This is a genomic window from Paenibacillus sp. PK3_47 (assembly GCF_023520895.1).
In the GTDB taxonomy this organism is placed as follows: Bacteria; Bacillota; Bacilli; order Paenibacillales; family Paenibacillaceae; genus Paenibacillus_AQ.
Genome location: NZ_CP026029.1, coordinates 6463992 through 6477207 on the forward strand (window position 1 = coordinate 6463992; position 13216 = coordinate 6477207).

The 13216-nt window shown below is 51.7% G+C and carries 10 protein-coding genes; 2 read left to right on the plus strand and 8 right to left on the minus strand.

Annotated features, from left to right (window positions below; genetic code table 11):
• Positions 1 to 1209: 1209 nt before the first annotated feature.
• From C2I18_RS28015 to C2I18_RS28035, 5 genes are all read right to left on the minus strand, one after another.
• On the minus strand, positions 1210 to 3408 hold the full coding sequence (locus tag C2I18_RS28015; protein ID WP_249898968.1) for a DEAD/DEAH box helicase: 2199 nt from the start codon (positions 3406 to 3408) through the stop codon (positions 1210 to 1212).
• A complete protein-coding gene (locus C2I18_RS28020; protein ID WP_249898969.1) occupies positions 3405 to 4727 on the minus strand; it encodes an ATP-binding protein in 1323 nt (440 codons plus the stop codon). Before C2I18_RS28020 ends, C2I18_RS28015 begins: the two co-directional genes overlap by 4 nt.
• 7 nt (positions 4728 to 4734) lie before the next feature.
• Positions 4735 to 6345 (minus strand): TerB N-terminal domain-containing protein, encoded by a 1611-nt coding sequence (locus tag C2I18_RS28025; protein WP_249898970.1) that lies wholly within the window; start codon positions 6343 to 6345, stop codon positions 4735 to 4737.
• A 194-nt stretch (positions 6346 to 6539) separates the two neighbouring features.
• Positions 6540 to 7751, minus strand: a complete 1212-nt coding sequence (locus tag C2I18_RS28030) for an MFS transporter (protein ID WP_249898971.1) — start codon at positions 7749 to 7751, stop codon at positions 6540 to 6542.
• Positions 7752 to 7829: 78 nt separating this feature from the next.
• A complete protein-coding gene (locus C2I18_RS28035; RefSeq protein WP_249898972.1) occupies positions 7830 to 8582 on the minus strand; it encodes a DUF1836 domain-containing protein in 753 nt (250 codons plus the stop codon).
• A gap of 130 nt (positions 8583 to 8712) precedes the next feature.
• On the opposite strand from C2I18_RS28035, the gene C2I18_RS28040 reads away from it, so the two are divergent.
• The gene (locus C2I18_RS28040; RefSeq protein WP_249898973.1) at positions 8713 to 10035 is read left to right on the plus strand and encodes a hemolysin family protein; all 1323 of its coding nucleotides are present in this window, start codon (positions 8713 to 8715) and stop codon (positions 10033 to 10035) included.
• Positions 10036 to 10401: 366 nt separating this feature from the next.
• On the opposite strand, the gene C2I18_RS28045 is transcribed toward C2I18_RS28040, so the two are convergent.
• Together C2I18_RS28045 and C2I18_RS28050 are read right to left on the minus strand one after the other, a co-directional pair.
• Positions 10402 to 10884, minus strand: a complete 483-nt coding sequence (locus C2I18_RS28045) for a GNAT family N-acetyltransferase (RefSeq protein ID WP_249902275.1) — start codon at positions 10882 to 10884, stop codon at positions 10402 to 10404.
• A gap of 45 nt (positions 10885 to 10929) precedes the next feature.
• A complete protein-coding gene (locus C2I18_RS28050) occupies positions 10930 to 11283 on the minus strand; it encodes a VOC family protein (RefSeq protein ID WP_249898974.1) in 354 nt (117 codons plus the stop codon).
• Between the two features lie 145 nt (positions 11284 to 11428).
• Between C2I18_RS28050 and C2I18_RS28055 the strand changes: the two genes are divergently transcribed.
• Positions 11429 to 12781 carry a TrkH family potassium uptake protein gene (locus C2I18_RS28055; RefSeq protein ID WP_249898975.1) on the plus strand — a complete coding sequence of 451 codons (1353 nt, stop codon included), beginning with the start codon at positions 11429 to 11431 and terminating at the stop codon, positions 12779 to 12781.
• Between the two features lie 67 nt (positions 12782 to 12848).
• Here the strand turns inward: C2I18_RS28055 and C2I18_RS28060 are convergent, their stop codons facing one another.
• A complete protein-coding gene (locus C2I18_RS28060) occupies positions 12849 to 13127 on the minus strand; it encodes a hypothetical protein (RefSeq protein ID WP_249898976.1) in 279 nt (92 codons plus the stop codon).
• Between the last annotated feature and the right edge of the window lie 89 nt (positions 13128 to 13216).

Here is a 13216-nt window from a genome sequence, read left to right on the forward strand (position 1 = left end):
CGGCCTTTTTGCTACCTTTTTTTGGTTAATCAACAGGCCTAGATTTCCTCCACCTAATTCCGTTATTTTTCATAAATCATGATAGTTAGTTGGAAAACCTCCATCTATTTCGCGCCATAATCACCATTTGGGAGTCATTCGGTACTTTTAACTGGAGTTTTTCCCACTAACTGCGTAATTTCGTTGTTTAATGAAGAATTAGCTGGAGAAAATCCAGTTGGTTGGGCAGCTGATTGAGTAGTTGGTCGTTGCTTAGGTAGCTAATTGGGATAGTTGGTTGAGTAGTTGGTTGGGGAATTGGTTGGTTAGTTGCTCATTAGTTGGAGACTGCTCTATAGCTTAATTGGAATTACTCCACCTAATTCCGTTATTTTCCACAAATCATACTAGTTAGTTGGAAAACCTCCCTTTATTTCGCGCCATAATCACCACTGCGGAGTTATTCGGTACTTTTAACTGGAGTTTTTCCCACTAACTGCGTAATTTCGTTGTTTAATGAAGAATTAGCTGGAGAAAATCCAGTTGGTTGAGTAGTTGGTTGAGTAGTTGGTTGAGTAGCTAGTTGGGGAATTGGTTGGTTAGTTGCTCATTAGTTGGAGACTGCTCTATAGCTTAATTGGATTTCCTCCACCTAATTCCGTTATTTTTCATAAATCATGATAGTTAGTTGGAAAACCTCCATCTATTTCGCGCCATAATCACCACTGCGGAGTTATTCGGTACTTTTAACTGGAGTTTTTCCCACTAACTGCGTAATTTCAATGTTTGATGAAGAATTAGCTGGAGAAAATCCAGTTGGTTGGGCAGCTGATTGAGTATTTGGTCGTTGGTTAGGTAGTTGGTGGGATAGTTGGTGGGGTAGTTGGTGGGGTAGTTGGTTAGCTTACTGGGTCGAGGATTGGTTACCTGGTAGTTGTGCAGACATGGAATGTTTCTCATTAATTTAAATTTCGTGGTACGTCTCAAGTATGCGTATAATCGCTGATAAAAGGTAATTAAAAAACGGGCCTCCCGCCCGCTGTATCCTCCCGACTGGGCTATTCAGTCTGCCAATTAACCGGCTGGGCGAAATAAAGCTGCAGGAATTCCCGTCAAAGTTCTGAAAACTAAATGATGTTAATTTTGTTAATGTTGTTAATGTTGTTAATGTTGTTAATGTTGTTAATTTGGTAAATGTGTAAATGTTCTAAATGTAGTGGCTCCTCCGCGTCAGTTCCCCGTCTCCCACTGCTTCAGCACCTCAATAAGTCCGGGCACATCCAGTCCGTCCAATGAAAATGCCTTACGCAGCAGATCATGCGGGATGAACTCATCGTATTTGCCCAGATAAGGCGCTTCATCCTTACTTAACAGCGCTAAAGGATCTGCCGCAGCAGCTGTTTCGGCTATAATCTCATCCTGAAGCGTTGCAGCATCTGTCTTCCCTGCTACAACCATATAGTAGGGCTCCATTGGCACAATGGAACGAAGGCCCAGACGGTCCTTCAGATTGTTCTTCAGCAGCCGTTCCAGTGTACGGAACTGCCGGCTGCCTGCCCACGGCAGGATGAACATCGAGTCGCCGCCTGCAGGCAGTACCGACCGGGTCAGCAGGCCGCTTTCTTTGGCCAGGCGGCGGGCCCGCTCGAGCCGTGCTGCTGCACTAGGCGCCAGATACGGATACAGCGCTGTCGATCCCAGCACTTCGCGGATTTTGGTCATGATGCGGGTATGCACATCACCGCCGGCTCCAAGCCATAAGGTGTCCACTTTGCCTCGTGAGCCTTTGACATACACGGCCTTGTGACGGTTATCAACTTCCTCCACCTTCCACAGCTTGCCGGCCAGCGTAAAGCAGTAGCCCGGCGGCGGCACAGTAGTAATCGAGCCGATTTCTTCCGTGCCGTTATAGACGACATGCTCCTCGTCGTCTTTAAATACCGCGTAGAAGCGGTAATTGTTTACGATCTTTTCACCAGCCAGCCCGATGAGCAGTCCTCCCTCATCCAGGGTCTCGATATGGCCCATGCCCAGCATGTATTCCATAAAAGCATCGTAATCGGCGGGATCGATTCCCTGGAAGGAAGGCAGACTCAGAACCGCCTCCTTCAGATCCTCCGCCTCCGCTTCGCCCATACTCTTAAGGATACTCATTGTCTGGTGGTACAGCAGACCGACCGGCAGTTTGCGCACGACCAGAGGCTCCACCCATTTCTCCCGGACATACAGCTCGATGACGGCAATGGCCCGCAGCAGCGTCCACGGCATCCGCGCCGGCAGCTGCGCTTCTTCGTCCTCCTCTTCGGGAGTGACGAAGATCATCTCGGACGCGGCGTCGCCCCGCCGCCCGGAGCGGCCCAGCCGCTGCACGAAGCTCGCGCAGCTGTAGGGCGCGCCAAGCTGCAGCACCCGCTCCAGCTCGCCCAGATCAATGCCGAGCTCCAGCGTCAGGGTCGCTGCGGCCACAGCAGGACCGGCCCCCTGCCGGAGCGCGGCTTCCGTCTCTTCACGCAGCATCGCGGAGATACTCCCGTGATGCACGTGGAAGATATCCCGCTCCCCGCGCTTTGCTGCGGTCCGGCGCATCTCCAGGATCGCCTCCTCGGCATCTGTGCGGCTGTTGGTGAAGATCAGCGCCTTCTTCAGGTGCGTGTGATCGTAGATGAAGCCGTAGTACGCCTGTCGCGCGCGCTCCAGGTGTTCGGCCTGCTCCTCGTTCCGCGCATCCGGGAAAGAGAAATGCTCAACGCTCAGGCGGAGCTTGCGCCCGCCCTGCGGCGCAGACACCTCCACGCGCTCTCTTGTGCCGGCGGACAGCCACTCCGTCACGGAGGCATAGTCACTGAGCGTGGCGGACAGCCCGATCCGGCGCGGATGACAGCCGGCCATCCGCGAAATCCGCGCCAGCTGGCTCAGCACCTGGATGCCGCGGTCAGCGCCCATGAAGGCATGCACTTCATCGACAATGATGAAGCGCAGATCATGGAACAGTGCCGGGATCGCATTCGGCCGGTTCATCAGCAGCCCTTCCAGCGACTCCGGCGTAATCTGCAGCACGCCGGAGGGGTTCTGCATCAGCTTGGTCTTATCCGCCTGGGGCACATCGCCATGCCAGTGCCAAACCGGAATATTGCCTTCGCGCAGCAGATCATTTAACCGTGTGAACTGATCGTTGATCAGCGCTTTCAGCGGCGCGATATAGAGAATCCCCACAGAATCAGAAGGACGCTCATACAGCCCGGTCAGTGCCGGAAAAAATGCCGCTTCCGTCTTCCCGGAAGCCGTACCTGAGGCGATCAGCAGATGATGCGGTGTATCGAACAGCACACGGCAGGCATCGACCTGTGCCTCACGCAGCGTCTCCCAGCGGTTCTTGTAGATAAACTCCTTAATGAAAGGCGCCAGCCTGTAAAACGGATTGTCACTCATAGCTCAAACTCCGCCAGGAAGCCGTCCAGTTCATTTTCTTCTTCTGCTGCCGCCGGCTTGGAAGTGCGTTCACCTACCAGCTTCTCGAAGGAAATCTCCGGATGCTGGCTTAGTGTATGCAGAAGATCCATGAAGTCGCGTACGACTTCACGCGGCGTCAGCAGCTCGTCAGCGCCAAGCCTGCCCACCGCTTCCTCCATGAAATGCACCAGCTGCTCCTGTGTCAGTCTGGCTTCGTAGCCATAATGCAGGGCATGGATATCTCGGAGCTTCTGCAGCAGCACGAGGATTTCTTCATGCGACAGCATCTCCAGCGCGATGATCGGTCCGGTAAAATTGTTAAGGCCTGCCGCGCCGTAACGGCCGGCGACCAGCCGCGAACGCAGTGCCTCATAGCTGAACAGCCCGCGCCGTCCGTCCTCGACAAACTGCGGAGTCCCCCCGATAAAGATCCCCAGCCGCTCCGCCTTGCCCTGCATCGTATCATTGAACATGGTCAGCAGCTTCTCGTAGTTGCTTTGACGCGAGATACTGTTCGTAATTTTGTACAGGTTAACACCTTCATCTATAAAGAGCAGCAGACCTTTATATCCGATCATGCCCGTAAATTCAGCCCATAGCTTCATATAATCGTACCAGTTGTCATCGTCGATGATGACTCCCACGCCCAGCGCCTTTCTGGCCTCTGTCCGGGTGGCAAATTCTCCGCGCAGCCAGCGCAGCGCATCCTGCTTCAGCTCGTCATCGCCGAGCTTGTGTCCGTTCCAGTAGGAGGCCAGCACCTTCGCAAAATCAAACCCGTGCACCAGCCCCCGCATCTCCGAAGCTACCGCATAAATTCTTTGCTCTACTTCCAAGGCAAGCCCGGCGGAATCGGGGCTGAGCCCCTTGTCCTGCATCACTGCCTGCTGCAGCGTCATAATCCACTTTTGCAGAACAATCTCCAGCGCCCCGCCATCCGGACGGGTTCGGGTGGACAGATGGCTCATCAGCTCCCGGTATGTGGCCAGACCTTGACCTTTGGTGCCGACAAGCCTCCGTTCCGGTGAAAGATCGGCATCCGCAACAACAAAGTCCCTGTCCATGGCATAGTTGCGGATAATCTGCAGCAGAAAGCTTTTACCGCTGCCGAATTTACCGGTAATCAGCTTGAAGGCAGCTCCGCCGTCTGCGATATTCTCCATGTCCCGGAGGATCGCTTCGACTTCCGGCCGGCGGCCGACGGCGATGTGCTCCAGACCGATACGCGGCACTACACCGGCAGTCAGCGAGTTCACAAGCGCTGTGGTCATGCGCTTCGGTATTTTCAGTTCACTCATTCAGGATTCACCTCTTCAAATATTGCAGCATGGGCATAAATTCACCGGTTACTGCTTCTCCTTCAATCAGCAGATCCCCAAGCATGTCCATGGCGAGTTCATTAATTTCATCGTACAGCAGCTCCGCCATCGTTCCTCCGGCTGCAGCCAGCTTGCGGGCAGCAGCTTCACCGCCGTCTTCAGTTAAAGTCAGCAGCACCTGCAGCTGCAGCGGGGACAGCGCGTCTGCGAACTGCTCCCAGATCTTATTCTCCGTATTGCCTGCAGCAACCGGCGGCTCAGGAACGGAATACTTCGCCCCGGTAACTGCTGCCTGACCATCTGCTGCAATACCCCTGTCAGCAGTTTTATCGGCTATCTCCTGAGGCTCCCGTGACTGCGCCGACTTATCGTGCTCATACAAATCAACCTCATCCGCGTAATCTTCTCCTCCGTTTTCTACAGTAAGCAGCGTCCGGACAACCTCAGAATCGCTTACCAGCTGTTCCAGCCTCTTCGGGTCAATCACTACAGCCGGACCTTTCTCCGCCTGCTCCGCTTTACGGAATTCCCTGTGCAGGAAGCGTGTAATCAGGTCTTCCATTTCTTTTTCTACCTTAATATCCTTAAGCCGCCCGCGAAAGCCCATCAGCTCACGCAGCTTGTTCTCGGTCAGCCGGAACAGGCGTGTAACCAGACTGCGCAGCGGCAGCGATTTACTGATCCGCACAACCGGAACAAGCACCGAGTATCCATAAAGGGATATGTCATACACCGCGCTGCGGAACAAATAACGCTCCCGGAGTACCGGTGAGCCCGGCGGGAACATGTCCACGAGTTTGGAACCATGTTTGCGTGCCACATAAGCATCTATTAGTGCAACTACCTGAGGAATATAACGTTCTAATGCGCTCTTTCCTTCCCCGGTATAGAATTTCGATTTGCTGATGTCATAGTCAGACATGACGGTTAACACTTCAAAGCTCAGCTGCTCCGGAGCTGCCGTCAGGCAGCGCATCAATTCCAGCTCCGCCAAATCTCCGGCAAGACCGCGCGAACGGGCAACGATACCTGACAGAGGAATTTGCAGCTTGTGTACGAATGAAAAGTCGGCAATCCAGCCTCCCATATACTGGTCCAGCCGTTTGAATGCGTCCCGGTAAGCTTCCCACAGCAGACAGAGCTGGCGGCAGCCTTCCTCCGGCTCTTTCCAGCCTACTCCGTTGATCAGCTCATACGTATGCAGAAAAATATAAGAAAGATCTGTCTTCGGATACCGGCCCTGCCTCACTTCATCCCGCCAGAAGAAATACCATCTGCTCTGCTCGCCTGTCATATGGCCGTAGGTCGGCCAGTAGCTTTTGAACGGGACAAACAGCGCCGGATTCTCTTTGTGGTCCACAAGCTCCCTGGCACGATGCACGAACTGGCTTTCTGTTGTAGTCACAGGTTCCGGCTTCACTTCCAGATCCCACAGCTTCAGCTGGACCGCATCCGGCACGGCCGCATCCTTTTTCTTAAATCCAGGCTCCGCCGGCTGTGCGGGAACCGCTGAGTCCCGGGGAGGAACGGGCACATTCCGCTCTGTACTGTCCCATACCAGCTCAGTGAAGTGCGGCTGATTTCTTTTATCTTTCATACACCTTCACTCCAATTCTCATAAGAACCGGGAAACTCAGCTCACCCTGCTTAATAAAAAACGGTCCTGTTCACATGGCGTGAAGGAACCGTTTCTCATGATTTCCCGAATTTGTCCGAACCCTGTACACTTCTCTTCTAATATTAGCACTGTTGCATGATCTACATCAAGTAGGCTTTACCGCTTGGCAGGTGCTAGAGCAGCTCTGTTCCCTTGGTCTCTTTGCCCAGCAGCAGCACGGCGGCCGCACCGATGATAATCGTTACAAAAAACAGCATAAAGATCGAGCTAATACTTACAGAATCGCCTACCAGTACACCTACCAGCAGAGGGGCGATGATTCCGCCAATCCGTCCGAAGGAAGTAGCCAGACCTACACCTGTTGAGCGGATCGCGGTCGGATACAGCTCCGGAGAGTAAGCATACATGCCGCCCCATGCCCCGAGATTAAAGAACGAGAGGCAAATTCCGGCAGCCATCAGCATGCCCTCAGTTGTAGCATTCCCGAACCAGGCGGCACTGACAGCTGTGAACAGCAGATAAATTACCAGCACGAACTTGCGGCCGAACTTTTCGATGAAATAAGCAGCTGTAAAATAACCCGGTAATTGTGCCAGTGTCATAATCAGCACGTACTCAAAGCTTTTGACCAGACTGAAGCCCTTCATGACCATAACAGTCGGCAGCCATAAGAACATACCATAATAAGAGAACACTACGGTGAACCACAGAATCCATAACATAATCGTGGAACGGCGGTACTCCGGTGACCACACGGTCGCGATACGCTTGCTGAGCGAAACCGGCTTCTGCTTAATTTCCGCAAACCGCGGAGAATCGTCGATGGCCTTCCGCAAATACAGGGCGTAAAGCGCCGGAACAGCCCCGATTGCAAAAGCCACACGCCAGCCGTAATCGGGGATCACAAAATAGGCGATCAAAGCCGACAGGATCCAGCCGATGGCCCAAAAGCTCTCCAGCAATACTACAGCCCGTCCTCTTTCCCTGGCAGGCATACTCTCCGATACGAGGGTGGAGGCCACAGGCAGCTCGCCGCCAAGCCCGAACCCGGCCACAAACCGCAGCACACATAGAATTGCAAAGCCCGTAGCAAAAGCCGACAGACCGCTCGCCGCAGAGAAAATCACCAGTGTCCACAGAAGCACGGATTTGCGCCCGAACCGGTCGGCCAGAATGCCTGCCGCAGCCGCGCCGACAGCCATCCCTACAGAGTTAATGCTGGTCAGCAGGCCGATCTTCTCCGGCCCCAGCTCCCAGTCCTTGGCAAGCGCCGCCACTACAAAAGAGATCATTCCGACGTCCATTGCATCGAACATCCAGCTCATGCCTGCGCTCAGCAGCAGTTTCCGCTGTTTCGGATTCCGCAGCAGTGTCATTTGATTCATCCTCAAGCCCCTTTTCCTATCTCCGACTAATCACCTTTGATATGTTAGTTTCACTTACACATTCTATGATTGTAGAGCCTAAAAATCAAGGAATAATGCGGCATTTACATACTGCCTGGCCACGGACTGGTAGTAGCAGGTCTGCACGGAAATGGCCGAGATCATGAGCATGTTTTTGACAGCCTCTTTCTGCTGCCGGGTCAGATGGCTCAGACGGTTCATCAGCTTTTCAATGGCGCCGCGGATCGCACCCTCTCTTTTCAGGCAATAGTCCTTGGGCGTACTGCGTGCTGTCATAGCTTGTACCTGCAGCAGCGGGCTTTGTTTGATCTCCTCGAACAGCGCCGAGTAACCATTATACAGCTGGGCGGGTTCGACCAGGTCATCCTCCTCAATATCTGGCTTCAGAAATATCATTCTGAAAAGCTGGCGGATGCTCTCGAAATCAAGCGCGGCCTTCAGATCATCAATAATAAACAGCAGCGCAGCCTGGTTGACCGAATATTTTTTGCCCTGCCGCGGAGCACCCAGATAGTCCTTGAAATCGCGTTTCACCCAATTTTGCATCGTCGAAACGGTCAGTGTGGAGTACTCGATCAGACGGCCAAGCGCAGCAATATCGGACAGCGAGAAGCCTTTCACTTGGCGTCCCTTGAGGATCTTCTGTAGAATGGGCGGAACATCTGTAGTAAGGAATGCCGGCAGTGTTGCCCCTCTCTGCACCTCATCCTGATGATATTTCGTCCAGGCATCCTGTAAAATATGAAGCGGTTTACGATCGAAGTTTCCGGTCAGGGACAGCAGAAGTCCCGACATCTCTATTCGACTCAAAGTAAAAGTTTCCATAGATGGCACCTCTTCGCCGTTTGATATTTTCTTAAAAAGTTCGTACAATAGGTTCATATGAACTCATAATATGAGTATAACCTATTTTAACGACGAGAGGGATGGTAAAGATTTTATGGGTATAGGACTTAGTTTGACGTTGGTGGCCATTTTGATTATTTTAACCGCTTTTTTTGTAGCTACGGAATTTGCAGTAGTACGGCTAAGAGGCAGCCAGGTAAGCCAGATGGTGCTTGAAGGTAAGAAGAATGCACTTGCAGTTCAAAGAGTTGCTGCGAATCTGGACGGTTACCTGTCTGCCTGCCAGCTTGGGATTACAATCACTGCCCTCGGGATCGGGGCGCTCGCAGAGCCTGCCTTTGAGCAGCTGCTTATGCCTCTGTTCGATATGGCAAATATCAACCACAGTGTCAGTGAGCCCATTGCTTTTGCCTTAGCATTTATTATTGCCACATTCCTGCATGTCGTGGTCGGCGAGCTCGCCCCGAAGACAGCAGCTATAAACATTCCGGAAAAAATCGGTCAATTTACATCACCGCTGATCATTTGGTTCTACAAAATTCTTTACCCTCTGATCTGGCTTATGAACGGTTCAGCCAACCTGCTTGTGCGCATGTTCGGAATGAAGCCGGCCAGCGAGCATGGGGATGCACACAGTGAAGACGAGATCCGCCTGATTTTGTCAGAGAGTTACGAGAGCGGCAAAATCAACAAAGCCGAGTACGGCTATGTTAACCGTATTTTTACTTTTGATGAAATGCTGGCCAAAGAAATTATGGTTCCCCGCACGGATATGATCTGCTTGTTCACCGAGAACACCCTGCAGGAGAATCTGGATATTATCCGCAGAGAGCAGTACACCCGTTTCCCTGTAGCGGACGGCAGCAAGGATAATATTATCGGTATGATCAACACCAAGCAGCTGTATCTGAATTATGACAACAACCCTGATTTCGATTTCAAAAGCCTGATTCAGCCTCTGCTGACCGTCTCTGAAGTCACACCTGTCAAAACACTGCTTACCCGTATGCAGGTTGAGCGTGTACACATCGCTTTGCTGCTGGATGAATATGGCGGTACTTCGGGACTGATCACCATTGAAGACATTCTCGAAGAAATTGTCGGTGAAATCCGCGACGAATTTGACGGTGACGAACGAAAGAATATCGAGAAGATCAGTGATACAGACTACCTGTTCGACGGTAAAGTCTCTTTGCTTGAGATTAAGCAACAGACCGGCCTTGATTTCAATGATGAAGAGGTTACAACCATCGGGGGCTGGTTATACAGCCATCTTCCGGAACCTGCAGTCGGTAAAAGTCTTGTCCATGAACATGTTACACTGACTGTACGGGAAATGAACAAGAACCGCATCCGCAAGGTTGAAATTGTGATCGGCGAGAAAGAGTCACTGGAAACGGCGCAGCATACGGAATAATACAATATTTATAGTTAAGTACAGACAACAGGCGCCCTCAGTGAGGAGCGCCTGTTGTTTTGGTCCCGTATAGATCAAGCTAAGTGGAATTTCTTCATCTAATCACCCGATAAATAGCGGTTTTGCAATACTAGCGGGAAAAAGTCCGCTTACATGAACTGAATTAGTCTCTAAAGGCCATTAGCCGCCCGAATAGCTGGAGAATTTCCAACTAAAACTCATAAATGCTGAAAAAGGACAAAATTAGGTGGAGAAAATCCCGTTACGCTCGTGAAGCACTTCCATTGAAGCCGATCCCCTAGTTCAACAACGCATGGCTGTTACTAGCTTGTTCAGCGGTGAAGCTCTTTGCAGCCGTAGCAACATTTAACCAAACAACCGGCTCATATAATACTCATCCACCCATTCCCCGTTCACCCTCAGCGACTTCCGTTTAATCCCTTCGATTGCAAAGCCGCTTTTGGTGTACAGCGCCACCGCCTGCTCGTTGTGGGTCATTACCGTAAGCTCCAGCCGCATAATGCCGCTGCCGGCAGCCCAGGCTTCAATTTCATTGAACAGCCTTGTGCCTATGCCCTTCCCATGATAGTGTTTCAGGATGCCAATAACAATATAAGCGCTGTGCCGGTTGCGCCTTGTGCTCTCGCCCATGACCGATATATACCCCGCCAGTCTACCCTCTGCAAACGCACCGATTATAGTTGACGTGTCAGCTGCGGCAAACTTCCCGATCATTTCCTGCACCTGCTGAACATTACTCTGCCTCTCATCCGGTTCCAGCAGCATAAAGGAGGTCTCTTTGTCCAGACGGTGCTGCAATTGCAGCAGCTCAGCAGCATCGTCCGGCATAAGCTCCCTCAGTAATATATCCACGCTAATTCCCCCTCAACTGCTTCAACAACGGCAGATCATCAGGACATTGCCGTCCGGGTCCTTGAAATTAAACCAATGGTCATTCTCGATATCGGTTATAATTTCCGCCCCGCTTTTCTTTACAAAATCATAAGCAGCATCAATATCCTCCGTGTTCAGATGAAAAGCCGGGATCTTCAGCACGGACTCAGCCGTAAAAATCTTACTGTCCAGCACAAGCCCCGTCCCCTGCATCGGTACCACATACAAATGTCCAAACAGCACTTCGCCGTCAAGCGGTAATCCGAGCAAGCTGCAATACCAGTTCTTTGACCGCTCAATGTCGCTAACCGGAATGAAGACGGCACCAATCTGATTCAGAATCGGACTTGTCACAGCAGGTATAGCCTCCTCTATGATTTTGCAGAATAGGTGTTGCTTTGTATGTAGTTCGCTAAAATACGGCAATATCCTGCCTCTTTTATTGAAGCAAGGGAATCTTATGCTATAATCTTGAAAGAACATTTAGATGGTCAGGAGAATGAAATTGGCTAACATATCCTTCGGGCGCCTGAGGCTCACGCCTCCCAAAATACTGTCTTTAGGCTTCATCCTGCTGATTGCGGTGGGCACGATACTGCTTTATCTGCCGGCCTCATCAACCGGAGAACGACTTTCGTTCATCGACGCGTTATTTATGGCGACTTCGGCTACTTGTGTTACCGGACTTGCCGTTGTCGACACCGGGACACAGCTCACCGTTTTTGGGCAGGTTGTTCTGCTGGTGCTGTTCCAGTTCGGCGGACTCGGGTTCGTGACTATGGCTACGCTCATTACGCTTGTACTGAACAAACGGATTTCCCTCAAAGACCGGCTGCTGCTGCAGGAATCCATGAACCAGAACTCCATGCAGGGAATCGTCAAGCTGATCCGCAGGGTGCTGATCTATTCCCTCGTTATACAGCTTAGCGGGGCCGCAGTGTTCGCCGCAAGATTTATGATGGAGATGCCTGCCGGTAAAGCGGTCTATTACGGATTTTTCCACAGTGTGTCCATTTTTAACAATGCCGGATTTGATCTCTTTGGGGATCTTCACGGGCCGTTCTCCGGAATTACCCGGTTTGTGGAAGACCCCATTGTAAATATCACGTCCATGCTGCTTATTTTTCTCGGCGGGATCGGGTTTATTGTGTTGTCCGATATCATTGATTTTCCCAAGCGCAAACGGCTTACCCTGCATTCCAAAGTCGTTCTCTCCACTTCTGCTGCGCTCATTCTGATCGGTGCACTCATCTTTTTCTGGCTGGAGCTGAATTCAACCCTGAAACCTCTGCATGCCGGCGGCAAAATCATGGCCTCCTTCCTGCAGGCGATTACCCCGCGCTCCGGAGGAGTTACTACTATTGATATTCCGCTCCTTCGCGAATCCACCCAGTTCCTGATGATTCTGCTGATGTTCATCGGTGCGGCTCCGGGGTCTACGGGCGGGGGGATCAAGGTTACAACCTTTGCCATTCTGGTAAGCACGGCTGTGGCAAGACTGCGCAAAAAAGAGGATATTGTCATGTTCCGCCACCGGATCTCCAAGGATACCGTGTACAGGGCTATTACGATGACCCTCCTGTCCCTGATGCTTATCGTTATCGCAACCATGCTGCTGTCTGTCACAGAGAGCGCTGACTTCCTGACTGTACTGTTTGAGGCGGTATCCGCCTTCGGCACCTCAGGCATTACGATGGGGCTGACCCCGGAGCTGACGACTGCCGGCAAGCTGCTTGTAATCATTCTGATGTTCGTCGGCCGGACCGGCCCGCTTACATTAGCCTATGCGCTTAAGCCGAAGAAGAGTAAAGAGCTGTACCGGTATCCGGAAGGAAATATTACGATCGGGTAAGGATCACGTCATAAAAAATGCGACCCTCAGGCGGCATCAAGCCCTGAAGCGGTCGCATTTTTGCATCCTATTCTTCTTCTGCGTTATCCTGTGTATCAAGCGCGGCATCCAGCAGCCGGTTGTAAAGATCATCGTCATTTTCAAGCAGCGAATCGATCTCCAGGAACTGCTCCTCACTCCCCGGTTCGCCGGCAAAGCTGAGGCTGTAATCCCACTCCGTACCCTTTTTGCTGAAAAATGTGATTTCGTACGGGGATTTATGATTTTCTACTGTAAATACAGTTCTCCCGATGAAGCTGTTGTCTTCCTCCTGTTTCAGCTCTGCTCTGATAATCTCCACGTTCATGTTCTTCCTTCCTTTCATCTGTTTCTTCACATCCTCCAGTATAGCACTGATAGCAGTGAAATTCCTTCTCTTCGCACTGCAATTGACTT

Coding starts and splice junctions, on each gene's coding strand:
- C2I18_RS28015 (WP_249898968.1), bottom strand. CDS start 3,408: ATGAGTGACAATCCGTTTTACAGGCTGGCGCCTTTCATTAAGGAGTTT.
- C2I18_RS28020 (WP_249898969.1), bottom strand. CDS start 4,727: ATGAGTGAACTGAAAATACCGAAGCGCATGACCACAGCGCTTGTGAAC.
- C2I18_RS28025 (WP_249898970.1), bottom strand. CDS start 6,345: ATGAAAGATAAAAGAAATCAGCCGCACTTCACTGAGCTGGTATGGGAC.
- C2I18_RS28030 (WP_249898971.1), bottom strand. CDS start 7,751: ATGAATCAAATGACACTGCTGCGGAATCCGAAACAGCGGAAACTGCTG.
- C2I18_RS28040 (WP_249898973.1), top strand. CDS start 8,713: ATGGGTATAGGACTTAGTTTGACGTTGGTGGCCATTTTGATTATTTTA.
- C2I18_RS28045 (WP_249902275.1), bottom strand. CDS start 10,884: ATGCCGGACGATGCTGCTGAGCTGCTGCAATTGCAGCACCGTCTGGAC.
- C2I18_RS28055 (WP_249898975.1), top strand. CDS start 11,429: ATGAAATTGGCTAACATATCCTTCGGGCGCCTGAGGCTCACGCCTCCC.
- C2I18_RS28060 (WP_249898976.1), bottom strand. CDS start 13,127: ATGAACGTGGAGATTATCAGAGCAGAGCTGAAACAGGAGGAAGACAAC.